Source organism: Rubripirellula amarantea (assembly GCF_007859865.1).
In the GTDB taxonomy this organism is placed as follows: Bacteria; Planctomycetota; Planctomycetia; order Pirellulales; family Pirellulaceae; genus Rubripirellula; species Rubripirellula amarantea.
Window position 1 is genome coordinate 1,395,754 of record NZ_SJPI01000002.1, and the last position, 24,993, is coordinate 1,420,746.

Genomic DNA, 24,993 nt, shown 5'->3' on the forward strand with positions numbered 1-24,993 from the left:
CGGCACGACCGACAATAGACTCGTCGCATTGACGGATTCATCGATAGGATTCAAATTTCCATCGCCGAATGTTCCATCGAACCAAAATTCGTTGAGCCCGTTGAACTCTGGTGCACCGAGCGTGATCGTTTGTCCTTCGGTAACACCTGAACCACCATTGGCGAGATCAAGGTCAACAGCGGCGGCAATGACCGGAGCGGTATTTCGAATCAGTATGGGGAAGCGATAGTTACGAACCGCCACGATGGCGGTCCCATTGTCATTAGCAACAAAGGATGCCGGCGAAGCCAAGCCAAGTGCGTCGGTGGCGCCTTCGACGGACCAAGGAGCTGTATTGTCGACAAACCATGTCGCGCCCTCAAGATCGCCGTCCACGCCGTTGCCACTGCTGTCGACCGCAAGGATTCCCGAGCCGGAATCAAGTTCCCAATGAGCAATCAGGCTTCCTGAATTTCCAGATTCGTTCGTCGCTGCGATATCCCCACGGAAGACCTTGGCAACCTCCTGGATCGTAAGACTACGATTCCAAACCGCGAGATCAGCAATCGAACCGTCAAGGAATTGTCCGCCGAACTCGCCGATCGCGAATGGTAGCGTTCCCACGGGAAGGCCAGGGTTTGTCGTCCCTTGATCGACGGTCTCGGCAAAAGCCCCATCAACATAAAAATCAACGGTGAAATCTGAATTCAGCGTCATGGCCACATGAGTCCACCGACCAATCGTTGGCGTGATATTACTGATGTAAGTATCAGCCGAGTTCTGGAACAGAACATCTCCGTTGACCACCGACAACTTCCACGCAGGGAAGCCAGGTGACGACGCAAGAATAGGATGTTCGCCGGATAGCGAGTCGAGTTTGATCCAGCCAGAGATCGTGAAGTCATCAGTCAATGCACCGAGGGCATCCACTGCATCGAGGCTGATGCGATCGTTGGTACCATCAAAATTGAGCGCGTCGATTGAGAATGGAACCTCAACACGTTGACCTTCCTGAAAGACCAAATTCTGACCTGGATCGAGAACTCGCGTGGGAAGGGTCAGGGTGTCGAGGTCCTCTAGAGCCTGGATCGTTCGAATGGTTGACGTTGAAATCGCGTCGACGCTGGTGTTTTCCAGCTTCAGCGAAGTCAGTTCTGGGAAAGAAGCCAGTTGGCCGATCTCTTGAATTTGAATGTTGCCACTAAGGTCCAACTGACGCAGGTGGGACAGTCCAACCTTCTCGGTCGCTTGCGGTCCCGACGTGAGTTTTCTGGGACGCAACTGGCTGAAGTCCGCGTCGCTAACATTGTTCCCGGACAGATCCAGCGAGACCAAATTGACCAAATATTCGCCCAGATCAAGGTTCGAGATGCCACGGTCCGATGCATCCAGGACCGTCAGAGAGGCCATCTCTGATGCGGTAAGCGGGGCGTGGAATTCCGGTGTAATTTCAAACGTATCCGTCGTCCAGGAAGGCCCATTGTTAAAAGTTCCATTGGTTAGCGTTCCGGAAATATCGCTGGCTGTAGTGCCCGATCCTTCATCCAAGCGGAAATAACTGGCCAGATCGGTCTCGCTAGACGAAACGGTCGATCGGAATGACTGATCGATCTCGTCTTCAGTTCGTGCGGTGTTCCAAATACGAACTTCATCCAACTTGCCATCGAAGTTGTAGTAGCTTGTCGACAATTCCGTAGCACCACCGCCAATACGTAGCGGTCGGGTTTGGTTCGGCTCATATTTGCCAATCGTTTCCGCTACTAATTCGCCGTCAAGGTAGAGCTTCTTGGTTCCCGTGTATGCACCATTGGAATCGGGACCACTCATACTGTCGAAAACAATTGCGACGTGTGTCCAAGCATTCGGCGTAATGGCAGGTCCTGCGGTAACGTCCCAGCCTCCGCTCCCGTTGCCAGTCCAGAACTGCCATGTGTCCTGCGGCGTGGCATACAGCATGTAGCCTCGCGTATCGTATCCCGTTGATGTCGAGAACGCCTCACGCGATGTGATGGCGGATCGATAGCTTCCCGTGCCACCTTCGACTTTAGCCCACAATTCGACGCTAAAGCTTCCCACTGGGTTATTCGACGCGTGGAACGGCGCTTCGATGAAGTCGTTGCTGCCATCAAAGTCGACCGCGAAAGAACCAAGGTTGACCGACCTGGTGACTGGCCGGCCAAGTTGATCATTGATGGCGGTTCGCAGTTGAACGGAGCCCTGATCAATGGCACTAATCTTGACGTCGTCGATAAACCAATCGTCATAGGTAGTGGGAGTACCCGTGACTCGAAAGCGAACTTGGAAATTGTTGCGCAAAGCCTGAGCTGGAACGACCAAAGTACGCTTCACGAAGACCGTCATATTGGGATCGCTGCCGCGTTGTTGATCGATCGGCGTCCAATTGGTGCCATCGACGCTGTACTCGACGATTAAGTCATCACCAGGATCGGGTGATTCGCCACCGCCGGTCTGCTGGTAGGCGTAACTGATCTCTGCGGACGATGCCCGAGACAGATCCAGTGCCTGTGTGATGAGTTGATCGGCGTTGCCATTGAGTCGAGCCGATTTGACTCCACTCGGCTCACTGATACCCGTCTCACTGACCTGAGGAGTTCCTACAAGTGGGGACCAACGGTTGCCGGTATCAAACGAGCCTTTTTCGAAGTCATCGAAAAATAGTTCAACGGCAAAGTCGCCGATAATTGGATCCAGGATGGGAGCATCATTCCCGAAGCTTGCTTGGCTGGATGGAACGGCGATATCCGCCGTATCGGAAATATCGCGGTCACGAACTTCAACCGGTTCTCCGGCAAAGGTGTCAGTTCCACTACCACCGAACAATTCATCGAGTTCGTGGTTGCCCACCAACAGATCGCTTCCCTCGCCGCCTTCTAAACGATCGCGATCAGGCCATGACGATGTCTCGTGCGTGACTCCGCGTATCGGGGCGTCAAATTCGATCTTGAATAGCGAGTCGGCTTTCACGGGATCGTAAACACGCACGAAGTAACGACCCGCGGGCACGTCGCGAAGACTAATCGCACCCTGATTCGCCTTCACAACGCCGCCATTCGTGTCGATCAAATCCATCCGAATTGAGAGTGGACCATTAACCCGGACCGAATCCTTTGCCTTCCCATCGCCGATAGTCGTAAACTCAAACCACTTTTCTGTTGCGGTCGCAAGCTGGGACGTTGTAGGCGTTGTGACCGTCAAGACGCTGCTCTCGTCGTTGCCTGAACCTGCAGGAGTCCCAACCGAGTCGAGTGCGATGCCATAAGCGGAGAACGAATCAATGTCGCCAAGCGCCGCAAGGTTTGCCGTCATCGTGATTGTGTTGCCGCTGTACGTGACAAGCGAATCGACGCCAAATCCAGTGGCTACGTACTGACCGCTCGCGTTGGGACTGATGCTCCAGAAGATATCAACATCAAAGAAATCCGGCGTCGTCATCAATGGGCCATCGGTGTCTATTCCCAGAACGTAATTCACGCCCTGAGCGGCACCGCTAGACGGATCAAGAATTGCCTGATCGGTTGTGAACGTGACTGCGATCGTCGTCTGCGTGATCGCTGAAATCGCAATATTGGTCAGGTCGATGTAGCCTGCTTGAAGGGAGTCGGCGGGATCACTTTCCGATGCCAGTGTCAATTCAGTCAACGAGAACGGTGCTCCCCCGTCATCGAAGATCGCGGCGCGTCCTGTGCCACCGCGAGCTTCCACGAACGAGCCGCTGCCTGAGACGGAGTAGTTTTCCAAGACGGTGATCGTTTCGGGAATCGTACGCGGAGCAAGTGATCCGTAGACCACGTCAACCTGACCGGCCTGGCTAGCACCGTTGGGCGATGCGGAAACCGATCCGATGATCAGATCCGAAATGCCGTCCTGATCCAAGTCAAAGTTAGGAGTGACCGAGAGCCCACTGCCGGGCTGATAGATACGTTGCCGAACCGGCGAGGCGCCGCTTCCGCTGGTGCTGCCAAGCGTCCCATCGGCGTGGACATTCGTCGAATCAAAGACGGCAACACCCGAAATTTCATTGAATCGGAACCAGGCATGCAGTCCGTTCTCATTGCCGGCGATTCCCTGTTCAGCGATCAGTGCAACATCATCAGCAGTTAACGCACGATTCCAAATTGAGACTTCGTCCATGTCGCCCTGGAACGCACGGTCGGTGACAAAGCTGTCATCGGCAACGCCATTTTTCTCTTGCCCAAGCGCCAAACCGCCATCGGAGATTTCTATGGGGCCGATCGAGGATAAGGTTGTGCCTCCCACTCGATTTCCGTCAACATAGATATCCAGTGCGTTCGTCGCATCGTTGGATACGACTGCTAAGTGGTGATACTCGCCATCAAGCAGATTTGGCACGTTCACGAAGGTGCTGCTCTCGTTGACGAAGACTCGAATCCGTGAACTTTGCTCGAGGAAAATGCCGTACTGCTCTCCCGAGAACGATCCATCGGAGTTCTTGCCGCCACTGACAAGCGTTTGCCGACTGGCCGAGGGATTCTCCCGAGCCGAAGTGCGGAACCAAAGACTGGTGGTCATGCTTGCGAGCCCGTCCACCGCCGTGGCTGGTAATCGAACGACCGCTTCATCCCCGTCAAAGTTTACGCCTTGGAACGAACGATCCGCGTTACTCGTTGGAAGTACCGCATCCGCTACGTCCAGCGACACAACGGTCTTGGACGTCGCCCCAAACCCGAGGCTCGTCGCAAACTGCTCAGCCACCGAGTTGAAGACATACGTTTGCGGTGCCTCAGCACGACCGCCGACACCGTCGATTTCAAGTCTCGCGCCAGAGAAAACGCCGTCGTTGTCAAATGAGCTCGATCCAGTACCGACGACGGCTAGAGTCAAGTATCTGGCGTTCGAGGGAACTGGCACGTCAAAGCGAGCAGGACTTTTGTCAAAGTCATCTTCTGCTGCTGGAATGGTTCCATTGAATCCCCAGACGCCACCGGTATTGACGATGTCTACCTTCACGCCATTGACGTAACCTTCCAAAACACCCGTCGCGTCGCTAACGATCGCAACGGTACGAATTTCGGAGACGAAGTCGAATGTGCCATCATTGAATCCGGCACGATCAGCGATGAAACGCATCGCTGCACTTCCTAAGTCGCCAGCTTGTCGAATCTCGTCAAGGTCAAACGTGATGAGCGAATCGGCATGCAGTCCAATTCCTTCCTCATGTTCTCGAGTCGAATCAAAGCCAAAGTCGCCTGTCGACTCGATGGCAACATCTTCATAGTCAGAGAAATCGTTTCTGGGTCCAGCTGAAACGTCATGACCTGGCCACCCGAGCGATCCCGTCGAGGCAGCAAAGTTGAACGTGATGTTGGAGTTAGAATCAAGGGACAACGTACTCGAGCCGCCTTGCACAATGTTGTCGACTCCAAGCGAAGATGTGGTTGCTATCGTTTTCGCTGTGTCCGTTAGCAGTGCCTCGGCAAGAGGCACGCTGCTTGCATCATCAAACAAGTTCCCCAGGGGAATCGCGTAGCTCGATCGACCGGTGACCGCGATGTCGCCTTTGCCGTCGCCATTGAAATCACCGCCGGTCGCAATTAGATCGGCGCCGGATATCCGCGCGTCGACGTTGGACGGATCGACAATGGTCGAAACTGACTCGGCACCGTAGTGGACATCGAGCCCGTTAGGGCCGGCGAAACCAATGTCGTCATAGCCATCGTTGTTCAAGTCACCTAAAGCAACGGGCCGGAAGCTTTGCAGAGAGTTGGTGGAGATCGTTACCAGGTAAGTGCTACCTGTGTCTGGTTGACCGGGTGCGATCGGCGAGTTGTCCGACACCGTTTCGGCGGGACTCAAGAGATCAACCTTCGCGCTGATGCCGGCGTTGCCAAACAAAATGTCTTCGAGCCCATCGCCATCAACATCGCCAGCCACACGAGTTTCCAAATGCTTGAAGTCAACGCCTGAAGCCGCCCGAATCTCCATGAAGTGACCGGCTGTTCCCAGCGGCGTCCCAAGCTGATGCTCCGTCACCGCTTGCCCCGTGAAGACATAACCGAACGTGGTCGAAGGAGCGTCATACATTGAATCCCAAGTGACCATGATCTCACTGCGTGCATCACCGGTCATCTCAAGCAGTTGAACATGAGCATCGGCGTAGGAAGACACACCCGATTCAGGAATCGCGATCGTTCGTGCGTTGTTGCCGGCACCTGCGGTGACCAAGTAGTCATTAACAAAACTGGTGCCCCACAATCGCGGCCAAGGAACGGCGACGCCCGACTGAATGCCGCCCGTGGGTCCGCCAAGCACCACCGTGATCACCGCATCGCCCTGCTCGGATCGAATGAACGCAAGATCGCCGAAGCCATCGCCATCGACGTCGCCGAATCGCTCGGCGGGTTGTCCGATCGCCGAATGATCAATGATGACCTCAGCTCGATCGGATACCGAGGACAAGTCGTCCAGTTCCACCGGACCAAACAGCAGGTAGCTGCTGTTGAATCCGCTAACGATGAAGTCCTCGCGTGAGTCGCCATTGAAGTCGCCGATGGATTGCATGGACGACAATCCGCCAAGGCCAGTCGTGCCAGCGAGCCCAAACACGTTGTTGACGTAGTCGAAGGGTTCGCTCGCACCAACGTCAAGGCTACTGTCATTCATATCGACTCCCGCTCGTCCAGGAACAATCAGATCCAAGAATGGGGATGCAAGATCGTAGATGTAGGCTTCTGGAATTGTGTCTTGCGGGAACAACGCCGGCTCGGCAAAGTAAATCGGGTACGCATCGTCGGCGAACGCCTCATCGGGTTCGTTGCCAAAGAGTTGGTCATCACCTGAATCTCCACTGATGCGGTCATTGCCAAGGTTACCAACCAAATAGTCGTTACCGGTTCCGCCCACAATCGTGTCTGATAGCACTCCACCGAAGATAAAGTCGTTGCCCGCGCCAGCATCAATCGCCAGCGCTGCCTCTGAAGCACCTTGTTCGAAATCGCCTAAGTCGATGCCGAACTCTTCGTAGCTACCCGAGAAATTTGCGTTCGCTCCTTGTGCGTTGCTGAAAGAAATTTCGCCGCTGGTCAGTGCTCGGTTGTAGATACGAACTTCACGGTACGCCGCATCGGACGTGGCCTCAGTCGTCGCTTTCGATCGACCCAACCATTGATTATCAGCGGTCAAGTCCGCCAGAGTGGCGTCGGTATCAAAGCTGCCAGCTTCAACCCCGTCCTTAAACCAAGTCACAACCGTCTTACCTTGATCGCCAGCCCCTTCGTCGATTACGAAGACAAGATGCACTTCCTGACCATTGGTTAACGGGCTTAGAGTCCCGGTGACGGAATTGTTGTTGTCGCCGCCCACGCCATCGTCTCGCCAAGACACCGAATCCGTTCCACCATCCCTAAACGCCGCCGCAAAGCGATCGGCCGTATCACCACCGAAGTCAAAGATCCGAGCACCAGACTGAGTGTTGAACGGCGTGACCCACATTTCAAGAGTTGCCGAAGTTAACCCGCCCAGTACAGTATCGGGCAACTCGATGTAGTCCGATGATGCGTGCGGTCCACCAAACAAACGGACTTCACCACCACTTTGAGTGTTGCCGCCCCCATTGGACGTCGTCGAACTTCCCGTCAAATCGACGAGCACCGCATCCGCATCACCGACCGAGTCTTTGAAATTGCCATCCGTCTCGTTGAAGCTGTAACGATGAATCAGCGAAGTGGTTAGCAGCGGAACAAACTGAAATTCTGGATCCGCGTGAACAACATCATCCCCGCTTCGCAGCACGAATTGAGTGCTCTCGATGTCGCGAGTTTGGTAGTACAGGTACTCCTGTTCGAGCACCTCAAGTCCGTTCCCGTCCGTCGTCGTACGGTACGCCTGAGTACCAATGTCCCAAACCAAACTGGTGAACTCGTAGCGATGCAGTCCCGTGTTGTATTTGATCGCCGCATAGTCTGGCACATCGAACCCGCGTCGATCTTTGTCGCCACCGAGGAACAGAATGCGGTCATTGCCTTCACCACCTAGGAACTGATCACTTTGAGTCGTGAGTATGGTTTGCGTGGCAGGATCAAATTGAGTGTTAGGCTGATTGCCCTTCAACGGTTTGGCATCAGGAATGATTTGGAATGTGTCATCGCCTGGGCCGCCGAGCAGCAAGTCACTTGATTGGCGATCGTAACCACCGGTCAAAACGTCGTTGCCTTCGTTACCAAAGATCCAGTCTTCACCTGCACCGCCCTGCAGAACATCGTTACCCTTGCCACCTAAGATAACGTCGCGCCGCACCAAGTCTTCGCGAAGCGCAAGACTCACTTTGGGGATGTCGTCAAGGATGGATTGACTTGTGGTTTCGGTGAAGTTGAACCGCAAATCATAGATCGTCGGCACCTTGATGGGGTTGCTTACTCGCAACAGGTAAATCTTCGCCGGGTCCAAATTGGCAATCGAAACACTGGTATTATCATCAATGGTATTATCAACCGAGGGATTAATCGCGTTACCGTCGTCGGAAACGTCGACGCCCTTTTCAAAGATCGTCAACGTCAAACCATCTATCGGCGATGCACTCGCCAACTCAATTAAGCCGGCTGACGACATACTTTCGACTTGGAACTGATACCAATCGTTGTCATCGGGGCTATCCATCGTAAGCCCGTTAAATTCAACCCCGTTTGCGTTTGGCACCGTACCGTCGAATGCAACGAAGTCTGCTTCTATGTCATCACCTAAAAGTGTTTGACCTCCCAACAACGGGAACGCTTGACTGACAATATCATTTCGTCCACGAAGACCACTTTCGCTGGAAGACGTTTCAGCGCGGTCGACAAGAATCGCGTTTCCAGCCTGAATCTGAACGACGTCATCTCCGTCGCCCGCATCAATCCAAACCGACTTTTGGACTGTCGGACCAACCGTAATTTGATCGTTGCCGCCAAGCGCATCAATCAGAATGACAAGGAAATCACCTTCCGGTGGAACCAAGCTTGCAATCAAGTCAGATTCGGGTGTGCCTACTTCGTCTGAGGCAGCAATCTCCTCGAGGTTTAAGCGGCGGGTTTCAGCGTCATCGTCAACCAGCACCTTATCAAGTCGGAACCTCAGCCCGTCATCACTCCAGATCGGATTTCCCTGACCGTCGGTGGCATCGAAGTCCAAACGCACCTGAGCTGCGAAGCTGAAATTCCCATTGTTCTCGGTCAACCGAGTAATAAGGTGATGATCTGTCAGCAGCCCGGGTTCGGTGACAAAGTCCACATTGATGCGATCCGACGCGTTGGTCCCGCCCACATACCAAACTTGATCCGATTCGCGAGCGTAGTCTTTCCATTCGTCGCCAATCTCACCATTGTCAAGAGATTCAAACGTCGATCCATCACTACGAATGAGCGTGTCGTCACCCCCGTTGCCGTACAAGAAGTCCAGTACCGTACCACCATAGAGAAAATCGTCTCGCTCGCTTCCAAGCATGCGGTTAAGTCCGGTGGATTCAAGCACGTAGGGCAAACGATACTGTCCTACCGGCAATCCATCGTCGAGGTCCAGAACGCCGTTGTTGTTCAAGTCACCATCGTTGCTGAACAAACGGCCTAGCTCGTCGACATAGACCCCAAACTGTTCGTCTTCAAGTTCACTGAAAGTCTTACGAGGGTCAAAACTCCACGCATAGAGTTCGTTGGTGCCACGACCACCGATCAGATCATCACTGCCCTGACCTGCGAACAGAACGTCGTTGTCGCTCGCGGCACCCGTTCCAAGGTCACCCCACAAGCGGTCGTCGCCACCGAAACCGAACAAACGGTCACTGCCAATGCCTCCATCATGTTGATCGCGACCACTCGAACCAAGGAGCACGTCATTGCCACTGTTGCCGTCGAACACACCCGCGAAATCTCGCGAACGTTCCGCCAACGGACCGACATCAAGCGGTTCAAATCCTGGCGGATCGAAGATCTCTAGAATTTCGCCGGACTCGATCGCGGCTTCAGTGTAGAAACCGATGGTGTCGTCACCTGCGAGACCCGCGATCCGGAATTGTTCAATTAACAAATCTCCGTTCGAGTCCAACATAACGACTTGAATCGCGGTCCCGTTGTACAAGACCGATGCCTGTTCGCCCAAGCCATTAAACTTGTTCTGCTTGCCAATCAAAATTGTGTCGTTGGCTGTCGTCCCGTTGACCGTCAAGATATCCGTTGCATTGTCATCAACGAAGTCACCTTCTCGCTCATTGCCAAAGTGACCATCAATGACGTCCGTTCCCGAATCGAAGTGCGCATCACTGCCAAGTGCGGTAGGCAATACAAACAAATCAATTCCGCTACCACCGTACTGCTTGTCGCTGCCCTCTTGACCTTCGATGTAATCGGTTCCTGCCCCGCCCCAGATCGTATCGTCGCCACCTCCGCCATAGAGTTGATCCTCACCCGACCCGCCCGCCAGGATGTCGTTCGCACCATCGACGTCAGCTTCTGTTCCAAGTCCAACGTCTACATGGTCATCGTATCCCGCACCAACGAACTCATCACCAACGATGTAGTCATTGCCTCCATCACCGACCATGACTTCACGGCGGATGTTGCCGTGCAAGAAGTCACCGCCCGATCCGCCAAACAGTTGATCTCCGGCGATTACAAGTTGGTCGGCAAACTCAACGGCCGTCGAAACATCGGGAGCGTAAGCGTAAAGGTGGTCACGACCGTCGCCACCGTACAACCGTTGTCCAGCTTGGTTGCCAGATGCATCACCAGCATCGCCGTAGACAATGTCATCACCACCATCGCCGTAGACCTGATCAATGTCTTCATCGCCATGAACTAAGTCGCGACCTTCACCGCCGCGCACCACGTCATCGCCTGCGCCACCGGATACTAACTCGTCGTTGCCTGCCCCCGCATCCAAGTAATCGACGCCATCGCCCCCCTGCAAGTTATCAGAGTCGGATCCGCCAAAGATCACGTCGTTTCCAGCACGTCCCCGTAGTAAGTCACGACCATCATTGTTGTCGCCATCAATTGATAGGCCATTGACCAAAGCTGGTGTAATCAAGACAGCCGGCAAGTAACCGCCAGTCGTGATTCCGGCTTGTCCAAACTCAGCCAGACCGGGATTCGAAGAATAGAGAACTTCCTTAGCAATGAAGTCCAAAGGCAGCGTGAAATCATTGGTCCCAAGTTCGTAGTTGGCGCGAGTGCCGATTACTGAACCACCGAACAGCACGTCGTTGCCAGAACCGCCATCGATGGTGTCATCGCCAAGGAGACCCACGATAAAGTCGTTTCCACCTTGTCCACTCAAATCGTCAATTCCGACTCCGCCGATCACATCATCGTTTCCATCACCCGCCAATACAACGTTGTCACCGTTGCCTGTGTAGATGAAGTCGCGTCCACCCAAGGAAACAATGGTGTCGTCACCATCGAAATTTGAAAGTCGCAGTTGAGATGCCGTTGCAGCACCACTTGTAAAGGTTATCTCGCCGTCGTCACCGAGGATGTAGTTGTTGCCCTCTCCCGCGTTGACTTGATCACCTTTACCACCTGCGATAATTGCATCTCGGCCACTACCACCGGTAATCGTATCGACACCGCTCAGCACCGAGAATCGGCTAGTTGCGCGAGTCGGTTGTCCGTTCAACATTTGTACAACACCGCGATCACCAATGATCACATTGTTACCGCCGGTGTCCACAATCTCGTCGGCTCCATTCCCTGCGATGATGACATCATTGCCTGCGCCAGCGTTAATCGTGTCCGAACCACCGTCGGCGGGTTGCAGACTTTGCATTGCCACAATCTCGCCACCCGAAAGCGTCACTAGCGCTTGATCACCGGCGATGAAGTTGTTTCCATTTCCAGTGGTTACGCGATCGTTGCCAGAACCAGGCAAAATAAGATTATCGCCATCGCCAACAAAAATTGTGTCGTTGTCACGATACAAAGTGGTGGTTCGCACCGCTGAAACGACATGGTTACTTTCAGTGACAATTGCAGCATCAGCAATGATCAAGTTGTCGCCATTCTTACCATCGATCGAGTCACTGCCACCGAGCCCAATCAGTCGGTTGTTCGCAAAGTTTCCGATAATGGTGTCGGATGCAGTACTCCCGGTAACCCATTCAACATTGACCACTGTCCCCCGGTTCTTAGTGCCAGCTTCCAAGTTCACCGAAATGCTGGTTTGCCAAGCGGAATAGTCGAGATGGTCATGTGAGCCACCACCCATGTCCAGTTCCTGCGAGATCTGAGCAGATGGGGCAATCACTACATGATCGTCGGCGGTACTTGTCGTAATGTTTTCGATAGAGACGAAGTTCGCGAGCCGCGAAGCTGCTGCGTCGGCAGTACCACGGTCTCGAGCCGAAACGTTTACAAGCAAGGCAACGTTTTGAGGAGCAAGATTCAACCGATCCGAATCACCTCGACCGGCCGTCGCCGTTCCTAGCAATTGCCCAGTAAGTTTAGCGCCCGAATTAATCGTGAAAACATCATCCGAATCGCCACCGGTTAGATTTTCAAAACGGTCGAACTCAAACGCCACCGCCGCGCCATCATCAAGAACGGTTCCAACGTCGATTCCTGCTATCGTCCAACCAGCATTGACATTGCGTCCGATCAACACATCATTGTTACTTGTTCCTGCCAGACCGACTTCGATGTTTGCAAAACTTCCAATCTGATTAGCTTTGCCGGTTTGACGATTGACAATCACTGCGGTTGAAAGGCTGGTGTAGTCAAGCGTGTCCCGCCCACCCTTACCATCAACTTTACCGGACAAACTGCCGCCCGGATGGACGAAGAAAACGTCGTCCTGATCACCACCGGTTAAGTGCTCCATTCCTTCATAATAGAACTTGTCATTGACGTTTCCTTTTCCAGGAGCGGTCAAGTTCCAACGATTTTCCGACGCGGTGCCGACGAGACTAGATACGGTTAACGTGTCAATCCCGCGTCCGCCAATAACGCGTTCAACGCCCTGAGTTTGAATCGGCTCGCCTAGTCCATTGACTCCACCGTCAACGCGATTTGACCCACTCACGACCGAAACACTGCCATAGTTCACCGCAATGGATCGACTGAGTGAACTGAAGTCAAACACATCGTCGGTATCTGGCCCATCTTTGGATTCCGTAACAATATCTCGTCCCCAACTGTCGGCGAAAACATAGCGATCATTGCCGCCCCCGCCCATCATCGAGTCGTCCCCTAAACCGCCCGCAATAAAGTCGGCCGCGCTACCCCCGATCAAGGTGTCGTTACCAGCACCACCTATCAACCGCGCCGGTACAGTGACGCTCTCGTCGATAACGATCGAGTCATTCCCACTGCCACCGGAGAACAAGATTCGCTTTACACCGGTGTAGGTTCGAATGGTGCTGTCGGGTTCGTTATCGCGATTGGTGTAGTCGAACGTGACCTGTGTCACCGTTTCGTTGTTTTCGTCTTGGTACTGTTCAACGTGGAATGATTCATCGGGGTCGTTTCCATAGAATCCGTTGCCGCGGTTGCTAGCTGTATCGCCAGCGTACAACGAGAGTGTCCCATCGCCGGATACTTCCGCGATTTGCGGCAGTGTGCACGAGTGACTGAAACTAAATAGTTCGGCATTGAAGATGTCAATAGATCCACCCTTACTAAAGAACAGCAAGTTGATCTCGTAATAGGCACGCACAAACGCTGATATGGAACCGTGAGCGTCAAACACGCAGATTCCAGGGAAATCGAATCCTGTCGATGGAGTTGGATTGAGACGGAACAGGTCTGCTAATTCATCCAGGTAAATCTTGCCATCGTCGTCCGTGTCATTCCAATTAAATGCAAGATCAGCGCGTAACCCGCCCTCAATACCAGCCTCAAAGATCCCTACGTCAACGGACGCACCGACAAAGGCTTCTAGACCAATACCAAACTCGTCGATGTCTTCACCGCTGGTCACATCTTCCAGATCACCGAAGTAGAACCCATCGAAGAAGTTGCCCGTTTTTGCTATGCCCCGAGTGTCGAAACCAATGGAAAAGTCCAGGAATGCATCGAGGTTGGCACCGAACGTGGCATACAGAGGAACCGGAGGAAAAGGAATGGGTCCAAACTTCAGCTTGAACGGCACATTCAAGTCAAATCGCGGAATGTCCCATTGAATGATGTCTGCTGTTTCACCCGTAAACAGTTTGAATATGTTCGATGGATCGGACAACAATGGGATCTTGATTCCGAAACCTCCCTGACCTTTGCTGTTGGCCGACCCGGTGAGCTTCTTCAAAAGCGACTTTGTCTTCCCGGCATTGGCCATGCCTGAGTTGCCGGTTTGATCGAGCACGCCCGGTGACAGCCCGCCTCCTGAACCCATCGGCACAGTATCTAGCATGTCCTGTTTGACTTGAATCGGTGCGTTCTTATCGGTCACGTCCATCGTGCCACCAGCAGTGGTCGTGTACGTCGCGGTGACTACGCCTGTCGGAGCCGTCGTGAATACGATCCTCGTCTTCTTAGCACTGCCCGCGGTGTACTTCACCACCTTGTAAGTACTCTTGGGAACTTCTACTCCATCAACAAATACTTTGACTGCCGTCCCCGTACGAGGATTACTCGGAAGTTCACGTTGAGTGCCTGACCCGGTCGTCGACACGTTGTTCGCGGCCTCGGGCTTTCCAGTTAGGTAGAAAGTTCCGAAGTTAATTTTGATGTCGTTGCCATCCTCGGCTAACGCGTTGATGGTGTCGGAGATCTTAAAGATTTCCTGTATCAACCCCACAACCCGCTCAGCCTTCTTCGCCAGTTCGACCGATTTTGCACTGGTACTCGTACCGAGAATTCCCAGGGTCAAGAACGTAATTCGAGGTCCGGACAATAGCTCTGAAAGATCGTTTAGTCCCGGAACCGGCGACGCCAAGAAATCGACCAGCGGTCGGATTGGGCCTACGTACGTGTCGAAGGCGTCAAAGACCGGCACGATCGCGCTGGACAAGAAGCTTCCAACGTCCAACGTCACATCGTGAATGGCAACATCAGGCAGTCCACCGCCGATCAAACCGTCACGAGTAGTAAGACCAATCGCCCAATCAACGGTCAGGTCAGCAGTCAGCGCGGGCAATCCAGCCAAATCGGTATCGGCTCGAAAACCAAGGTCTACGTAGGCTTCAGTTGAGATCCCAGCATTGAACAACTCTTTGATCGGTGTCGCAGTGATTTCCTTGAACTGCAAGCGATTCTTTGCATCGTCATCGGGGTTATCTATGTCGATAAAAATGTCGCCTTTAAGCCCCGTGCCTTTGGACAGACGACCATCACCGTCAAAATCACGTTCGGCGACCGAATCCACCATGTCGCCATCGCCGTTGTAGTCGATGCCGTCGGCTGATTCGCTCAATCGCGGACCTCGCGGAAGTCCCGTCGCGGAATCTATCCCAGTGCCACCATCATTCAATACGCCGTCGCGGTTGAGATCTTCGGTCGCATTGCTTTCAGCCAGCAAATTCAAGAAGAACAACTCGCCCTTCAAGTTTGTTCCCGGCTTCAAATTCACCTCGGCGGACAGCCCAATTTCCGGCGTACCGCTCGATGGCAGACCGTCCTCATAAACGACGTCCTCATTAAGCTGGAAAAAGAATCCCTCTTGTAAGCTGACACCGAAACCAAAATCAAAGTTGTAGTCCCAAGCAACTTCGACGCCTCCACTCGTTTCAACGCTGAAGACAAAGGCATCGAGGCCAAGATCAAAATCAACATCAAACGTGTCGCGTCCTGCCAAACTGAGGTTGATGAAGAACTCTAGTTCGTCAGCGGGTGTGGTAAGCGGATCTGAAAGAAACACTTCAACGTCCGCGTACTCCGCAATTTCACTAGCATTTGCGACGTTGGGATCGTCATCAAACAGGGAATCAAGAGCTAAGATATTCGCCCCTGCGGGGCCAAGCGTATTGAAAATAGATTGCTGCACTTCAGACGTCAGTGCCTGAATCCCACTAGACGAGGAATTGATAAGCGCCTCTAAGTCGGCAATCATCTCGTTCAAGTCACCGATGAACGTACCACCCAAATTTGCAACGTCACCGATGAGAGGCAACTTTTCAAGTAAGTCCGACTTCAATCCTGATTCGACTTGCGAAAGAACTGCCTTGGTCCCAGATATGATCTGTCCCAGACTTAACTGACTCATGTCGGTCAAGTTGCTTAGGTAGTCCGTGATGCCTGTGAAATCAATCTGTGGCGAACCGGGATGATCCAGGCTAACAACGACAGTGATCGCATCATCTACGGATAGTCCCGCTAAGCTTGCATCCAAAGACGCCGTTGCGATGCCAGAAATATCGAAGTCAAGCTTGCTACTGAGCGGAGTCGCGGTAGAGAACACCTGCGAGAACGGAATTCCACCAATGTCGTTTCCGTCACTTGGAACAAGACCGGCGTCAACGCCCACAGAGATCATCGCCGCGCTAGGTGAGCCACTAGTGGCATATTCCACTGTCACGCCACCGCTAGTAGCACTCGCAAACTCGATGGTCGGTGGATTGGTTGAAACATTCAACGTGTAGTCGACAGCAGGATCAAGTACATTGCCCGACGCATCCGACACTATGACGAGATTTGCGTCGGGAACATCTGCCAAAACGAAATTGGAAACGCCTGAACCAACGGTCTCGGTAACGCTTCCCTGCAATTGCAAGTTGCCTGTCAACGCACCTTCAATACCGGCAATCCCCGCCATCACGTTGAGGTTTGAATCTATCGATGCCGATAACGTTAATGCTGTCGAATTAAGCAAGTAAGGCGTGAATGTTCCAAAGCGAAACCCGAAGTCGAGATCAAGATTGCCGCCAACGGTGAAGTCGATGTCGGCACCCGTCGAAACGGTAACCGGGCCAAGATCCGGCAAATCGAAATCAAACCCTACCGTTTCGGTAACTGACTTCTCGATATCGATCTTGACGATCACGGTTCCTTGGAATCCGGCGAGCGACGTATCTGCATCGACGTAGTCAAGCGTCAGATCGAAGGCATCATCTGAAAGCCCGAGTTGATCCTTGATCGCATCGCCTAGCACTTTTCCGAAATTGCGACTTGTTGCAATTCCCTCTTGGATCCCAGTCACGGCCTCCAGCACACCCGCTTTGCCAAGGACGTCCGAAGGCAGACCGTCAACCGTGTCGCGCAGCAGCGTGATTGCACCGACGAGACGGCTAGTTCGCACAAAACTAATGCGCTGAACCTCTGACGTTGTCCCAGTGACCCCTTGCGTTTCTGTTTTCGTTTGAACGGTGAGCCCTGTAGCACTGAGTCCATCAAGTTCGGCTACGTCTCCCTGCGCGGCATTGAAGGTCACGAAATAGGGACCACCACGATCCCCAGTGACATTATCAATGATCCCGGCGCCGAGCGCCGCGTTAAGCGCATTCTCCACTTCGATAGCACTCGCCTCTTCTACGATCTCTAACGTCGTATCAGGATCACTAGCGCCTTGATCTAGAGACAGCGTGTAAACGTGGTTGGGATCAAGCAAGCCTTTGACAATGGCCAGTTGTTCTTCGACGTTACGTTTGTCGTCTGGTGTTGCGGCAAGAGAATCAAGAATAGCTTCTAATTCACCAACCTTTTCTTGCAGAGCTTCGATGTCTGGACCAGCAAGTAGTTTCTCTGCGGCCGCAGCCAATCCATCGACGACATCTAAGATATCGTTTGGCGTCTTGTTGACGATTGGGATGGGGGTGTTCAAGCCATCAATGTCACTGTTCTGCAGCAGATCTACAACTTGCTGAATAACCCGGACCAGATCTTCGATCGAGAAGTTTTTAAAGCTGCCCAACGCCGCTTCAAGATTGCTCACACTAAAGTCTAGATCTGGCCTTAACGATCCTGGGACGTTCTCAAGTGAAACGTCGATCGACATAGGCGATGAGCCGCCTTGCTGGAATTCCGGCGGCAAGAATGTTAGCAATGATCCGTCTATCGGTAGACTCGCTGCGCCACCGTAATCAAACGTGGGCTCAAGTATATCGCCAAAACCAGCCGTTCTAAAATCTCGAAGACGCAACTTTCCATCGAGACTCTCATCAATTCCCGATGTGTCAGGATTATCCACATCATTGAGGTCAAGTCCCGCGTCAATGGTGAAATTCATCGTGCCATCAACGATTCCAAGATCCAATATGCCTAGCGAAGCAATCAGATCTATGTCGTCTGCTTCGATGGTGACATCGGCAAAGATCTTACTGCCAGCAACATCGACATAGAACTGATCGACCAAGTCACCTACAAACAACGGCTCGCTTAAAACCGTATCACCCGAATACGTTTCATCCTCAGCAGTATCTGGATCATCCTCAACGGGAAGTTCTTCGCCAAGAATCTCTAACACTGCACCGATTGGGCTCACACCACCCGCACTATTAACAGCTAAGATCGTGAAGTGACTTTCGCCATCCGGATTCGACTTATCGACTAATTGCACGCGTCCTTCCGTGAATGAAACGGCGAGCACTGATGAACCGCCAGCGGCTAGCTGAATTGCGTTTCGAACATCACCTAGCGTTTCTGCAAAATCTAGGTTGACTGAGAACTCAGTTCCATTGCGAAGCTGAATCATCAAGTCATCCAGATCGCTCGTCTGACCATTGCTAAATCCAAGGAAGCCTGATGTTCCGCCTGCAATCGTCAGCCCATTTACATTTCGAGCGTTAGATACCAGCATCAGCTTTCCATCGTCGACTTGAACTTCAATTGGACTAACCCGGTCCAATGGGTCGACGTCCAAGTCGACACCCAACTCTGGGATGTTGTTGGTGAAGAATGTGACCAAAGCAGCATTCAAATCACTTGCTAAATCGTCCAAACTCGTGTTGTCGGCAACGTCTGATGCAGGAACGGTCACGCTCACCAACTCAGCCGGCGCGCCATAACGTTTGACATTAAAGGCGAGAGTCAGGGGAGTCGCAGGATCATTTCGTCCGCTCGACGGAAGCGATCCGCCCGTCATTCCTACCGAAACGGCAGCACCTCGACCATCATCGAGGCTGCTAAGTAGGGTGCTGCCATTCACCGACTGCGTTGCCGGTGGATCAAGGTCGATGCCAACACCGAGTTCAATGCCCGCTTGAGCTGTGAACGACGCACGTCCGCCTCCGGCAATACCAAGCTCCGCAAAGCCAACGTCAAAGCCGGTCCCAAAATCCAAGTCAATTGACTGTGTGAATTCGGTCCCCAGAGCTACGTTGAAGGTAACCGACCGAACTGGCGTTTCGGTATAGCCCAGCGATGCTGTAAACGGCTGACCATCAAACTCTTGCTGGATCAACCCGTTGAGAGTGTGAACGAGTTCTTGAATCGTTCCAGCACGAAACGTAGCGCCTACCAATTGACCGGCTGATAAACCTAGCTCGCTATTCGCTGGATTTGCATCCGCTTCCTGGCCATCCGTAAAACCAAGAGCTGTACCACCCGTTATCGATAGTGTTTGAGTGGCACTATCGACTACCACTAATCGCATAACCGAGCCAACCATCATCGCTCGGACAAGGGAATCGATTCCTGCTTTGTCAAACTCTTGATTGATGATAGCTACCAAGTCAGCTGCTTGCAGCGAATCACTGGTTTGCGCCGCTGTAATCGCAACATCAGTCACGTCGTCGTTAATCGCGATTTGCAACGTAACGTCGCTGACCAACTGAGCCGGCGCATCGGAAGCAGCGGTGATTTGAACCGTGCTAACATCCATCGAGATTCCGACGGTCGGATCAACAGTACGGAATGCTAGTCGGTTCGCGTCAGCCGGATCAAAGATATTGATGCTGCGTAGATCACCAGTTTCAGGAGCGGCTTGATTCGTCGCATCAAAACGAATCCACATCGTGTGCAAGGTTACCTGATCTACAAACGCTTTCTGATCGACGCCTGAGGTATCTCGATAGACCACGACGTCGCCTACATTAACTCCTAAACTGAAGAGGTTCAGTTCAGCGTCCAGGTCGACTTGGTAACGGTCATAGCCGTCAAGTGGAGCAACTGCGGGAGCAAGCGGGTCGTTCGTGACATCCGCAATTGATGGGATGGAAATTGCTTCGAATGCCGCTTGCCGCTCAGCGACAATCAGCACCGTGTTTGATTCTTCGTCGTAGAACAGTTCTTCGAAGACACTATTGATGTCTTCGAACAGATCGTCAATTGAGCTGTTATCCGCCGTGTCCGCCGCCAAAATGGTCACAAAGGTTGGATCACCACCTTCGATACTGACAGCAAACGTCGCATCAGCGCTAAGCCTACCGTCGGTCACTGAAATGTCACTGTCGCCAACCATCTTGGGGTTGAAGTACAACTGTCGAGCGAAGTCTTGTGTCGTGTCAACAAAGTTAACGACCTGACTAATCGCATCGTCGACAAACGGAATGCCTTCAGGAACGTTCAGTTCGCTGGCAATCGCTTGAACTGAATCACCTAGCTGTATGAACATCGTCACGACGGCTTCGGGTGTCAGCGCGTCAAAATCACCAATCGTATTTGTGATGGTGATATCATCGAACAGATTGCCTAATTCACTAAAACTCGAGAATGTTGCGGGCCCACGGGAGCCACCAACTTCGGTGAAAATTTCAATTTGACCAGGGATTGTGACTCCGGCAACTTCCGGTTTGATTAGCAAACCGTCAATTTCGAATGCACCACTGAAACTAGCATCGAGTGCGTTTGATAAGTCGCCAACTAGCTCGTTGATTGTGACTTGCCCGTCCGGTACTGCTTGCGGGTCATCAATATCAATCGAAAGCATGGTTGTAAAATTTATGCCATCGTTGGACGAGATTGCCGTATCCTCGGATAGCACCGCGCTGAGGAAACCAATCGAAGCACGCGCTCGGGGATCATCTAGGTTCGCGGAAAGTTCGACACTTACCTCCGGATCAACATCATCCACCACAAAGACGCGGTCTCCTGCCTCAATCCCATTCCCAAGTTTTATACCGAGCGGCAATCGAATTGCTGTGGCGGCAGACACCATAAACTTGCCAGATGCCTCAAATTCCAAGCCTGCGATTTGATCGCCAAAGTCGAGACTTGTTTCAAACTCAACCGGCTCGGGTTCGAACGCTGGAGTAAAAGTGAGAGTCTGCGTGGATTCGTCGTACGCGATGTCGCCGAGATCAATTCCGAGTGGTCCGGAAAGATCTTCTAGCAGCTCGCCAATTGACGATGCCACCTCGCCCGGCTTGTTGTAGTTTGCCAGCGCGGCTCGTAACTGATCCCCAATCGAACCACCGGTTAGGAATGTCATGGCCGGTTGTGCCAACTCGGGAGAATCCTCACGTGCCGCGTCGTAACGAATCGTGACCTCTTCACCATCGACTGAATCGACGATTGCTTCAAAACGGTCCCCGCTAGTGGACAAAAATTTCATGACGTCACCCGGTTTGATACCGAACGCGGACACTCCCTTGCCTAGAGTGTTCAATGAAACGCTGAACTTTTTGAAACCATCTTCGACAACCGGGGCCGTCATACCAAGGATTTCGTGCGCCGAGAAATCGCGAGGCTCGGCTGCAGACGAAAGCAACTCCCCGACGGACTTATTGATCAAAGGAATCTGAGTGCTGCCCAGTTGCCCATCTAAGACAGCATCGTCAAGCCATCGCGTGAGAGCGAGTAGTCCTTCCACAACACTTTCCGCCGACAAGTCCAACACCAAAGGTGCAAGATCGACCGCGAAGACCGGAGCATTCGAGTCAAACAAATCGGAGTCAACGATCTGAATGCTAGGAAGATTAGGTGCTGAAGGCCCAATCGAAGAGCCATACAAAGTCGCACTTAGATCGAAGTCAACATCAAGTGAACCAGTCGGCGAAAAGCTGAGCCGATCGGTCATCGGCCCCGAACCGGAAGCCAACGAGATCGTCGCACCCGCAGCGATCTCTAGTGCTTGTGCTGATATATCGCCAGTGATCGGACCGATCGAAAACGCCAGACTCGATCCGGTACCATCAACTGATGCAGCAATCGTGACGGGTTCAAGATCAAAGAACGGATCAATGCCATCAACTTCGCTCAATCCTATGCCAAACGATAAGTCCATATCGATTGCGGCGTTGACGTCGATCTGAGAATCTGAACTCACGTCAATTCCATACTGCGTCCAATCGTCTCCCAGAGAATCCAAAGACAGATCAACCGATTTGGTAGTGTCCGCATGCAGTGAGACATCGAACCTTAGCACATTGGTTTGTAAATCAACGCCTCCAGAAATGCTTAATGGTCCAGCGTCTATGCGTCCCTTCAATTGACCTTCGCCTGCTGCATTAATCTTTTCAGCGATCGCCTTGCGAAGTCCCGTGAATGTCGGAAGTAATCCATCGTTAATCGAATCGTAGGAAAGGCTTGTGACATCGAACGTTGCGAAGTATTCAGCGGCGGTTGCTTGGAATTTCAACAGGTCGCCCCAACCAACGTCACTGCCACCGATAAGTTCGTTGAGGGATCGCTCAATACCGGGGATCTGTTGATTAAGTGACGCTGTTTGCGAGATGGAGTCCGCTGCTTCGTCAAGTGAGTCCAGGATGCTTAGGATTTGGTCCTGCAGAGAGTCCCCTAACTCAATATCAATGATGACATCTGGCGTACCTTGAAACAGATCTTCCGAGGCAACCGATAGAATCGGGGTACCGAAGTCGGCGAGTCGGAATCCAGTGACCGTATCTGTCAGATTTAACGGTAGCTGTAAATTGAGTGAGCCGCCTTTGGTCAGCGAAATTGCATCTCCAATGCTCGAAAACCCTCGGGAGATTTCATTGAAGGTAACCTTTCCGTTGCTATCAGGATCATTCAGAGACAACGACACTTCTGCATCCATGGCGAATGACCCCTCTTCGATTGACGCCGTCAAATCACCAATCGTTAAATCAAGATCCAATTCGTCAATCGCGGCGCTACCGCCAAGCACAAGATTCAAATCACGTAGGAACAGTCCCTCCTTGAAATCAAATCCTTGCGTTTGATCGTACCCCAGCGTTACTTCGAAAATCAGGTTCCCAGTAAAATCAAAATCGGCGTCACCGGTGATGCCATAGTCGCCGCCCAAGTCAAGCGTATGCGTACTCGTCGGCACGCCTCCGGCTAGGTCGCTAGCGTCGAACGCGAAGCGAATAGCCTTTTCTTCTGGTCCTGACTCATCTGTAACATCGATCCCGAGCCCCGACAGTTCTGTGACTAAGTCTGCGACGGTGTCGTTGGTACTATTGGTCAACGGATTAACAACTTTCTCTTGCCACAATGCTTCAACATCAACGAAGTCACTCAAGCTAACTCCGGTAAATGCCATCGCGGAGGCGAGTGGGCCTGTTTGTGTTGCGTCGGCTAACAACTCCTTGAACCGAGAAGCAGCTTCATTGAAAGCGTCGACCGGATTCACGATCCCAAGTTCCAACGCTTTGACGACTGATGCAAATTCGCTGCGTTCAAGGCTCGACTCTATATCGGACGACGCGTAACCCGTCACACCAAGCTCGTCTAAGATCTGTCCTTGCGCATAAGGATGGATGACCAGCTGTCCATGATTTACGGAGTCGTCTTGACCAGCAGCAGCGGCAGTGATGGGAACGAGTTTGAGCGAAGCTCCAATCCGTGTGTCACTTAGAAATGGATCGATCGAAGAATAGGTTGGAACCGTGCCATCACCCGCGTGCCCCGACTCGGAATCTTGGTACCAAGTTTGGCCGTCGACTGGACTGCGACCTATGAAGTTTGAAAACGACAATACTTCGTCGGTGAGAAAACCCTCGTCACTAGGTCCTGATCGCTCTATGAAGACGTCTTTCGTCCCCACCTCGGTGCTGTAGATCACCGACGTCTTGACGGTATTGTCGATGTAGCCATTGGGATCGACCCCCGCATTCAAATCAACGAGCAGATCGTTGACTAGCATACCGGCGGTATCAATCGTCTCAAATTCTCCATCGCCGTCAGTGTCGATTGCTTCGTACGTGGGCAACAAGTGTCGTAAGGCACCTACCGTCGCCTGGACGAAGTCGGCCTTATCCAAAGTCGGATTGCTAATGTCATCGGCGGTTGATCCAGGGTCGGGGCCAAAAATGGTCGCACCATCCTGCAGACGTTCGAAGCTTTGATTGACTATTAGCGAAGCCGCGCGAGTGGTAGCGGACGAACTCCAGTCATCCAAAGACAAATTCCACGGGGCTGCCACTCCTTCATTAGGAACACCAGCCATCACGAAATTGCCAATCTGTGGCAGACCGCTTTGACCATAAGCCGCACTCTGAAGATACGCACGCGTAACCAAACCACCGGTGCTATGCGAAACGATGTCGACGTGTGATACGCCTGGGTGAATTGCCTTCACTTCATTAAGCGTGTGCGCCAAATAGTCGAGTCCGGTATCAAACGTAGAGTCAAGCAATTCCGCTGCGGTGACATCGAGCGATCCGTCGGGCGAATTCAAAGCGTCCGCATCCGTGGGTGCAATCGGAACGCGCCAGTCCCAGAGCGATACGAACAGCGTTTGAGGATTGGCGCCGGTGGCCTCGGCCGCCGTGACGTAGCCAACGTTGTCCAAAGTCTGAACAAGGTTTTGGTACACCTGTCCTAACGGTTCAAGCGCTAGTTTGGATGGAGCAAGTCCACGATGTGTGTACCACTCGTCTAAGCCCGTTTGAGTCTGATCTGCCGCAAACGTTCCCCCAAAACCGGGAACAACTACAACCGGATTGATACCGGGGTCTGCGGCTAGCAGTTGCCGCGATTCAAGCTGCTCAATAAAACCGCGACGACGTCGACGCTTTTGCTTCTCAATTAATTGAAGACTTCGAGCCCGCGAACCAATGGCCTGCCGTAACTTACTCACGATTGCATCCTATTCTTAGACGCACTTGCAAGTAATTAACTGAACACGTGCGCGACCAAAGCCGGCGCAATCCATTGCCGTTTATGAAGGTTGGTACCTTGGAAAAACGTGTGATCCCTAATCACTTAGAGTCACCGTGTCGCCACCCCAACCAAAAACACACGTGAGCCAAAACCAACCTCACTAGCAAGCTAGCTA

Annotated in this window: 1 protein-coding gene (only partly in view); it reads right to left on the reverse strand. The window is 52.6% G+C overall.

The features are described from left to right. A protein-coding gene (locus Pla22_RS18920) for a LamG-like jellyroll fold domain-containing protein (protein WP_146516297.1) crosses the window boundary here: on the reverse strand, nucleotides 1-24,795 show its 5' portion. 8,418 nt of this gene lie to the left of the window's left edge; the window shows 24,795 of its 33,213 coding nt (coding positions 1-24,795); its start codon is at nucleotides 24,793-24,795; the stop codon falls past the left edge of the window. Nucleotides 24,796-24,993: the final 198 nt, after the last annotated feature.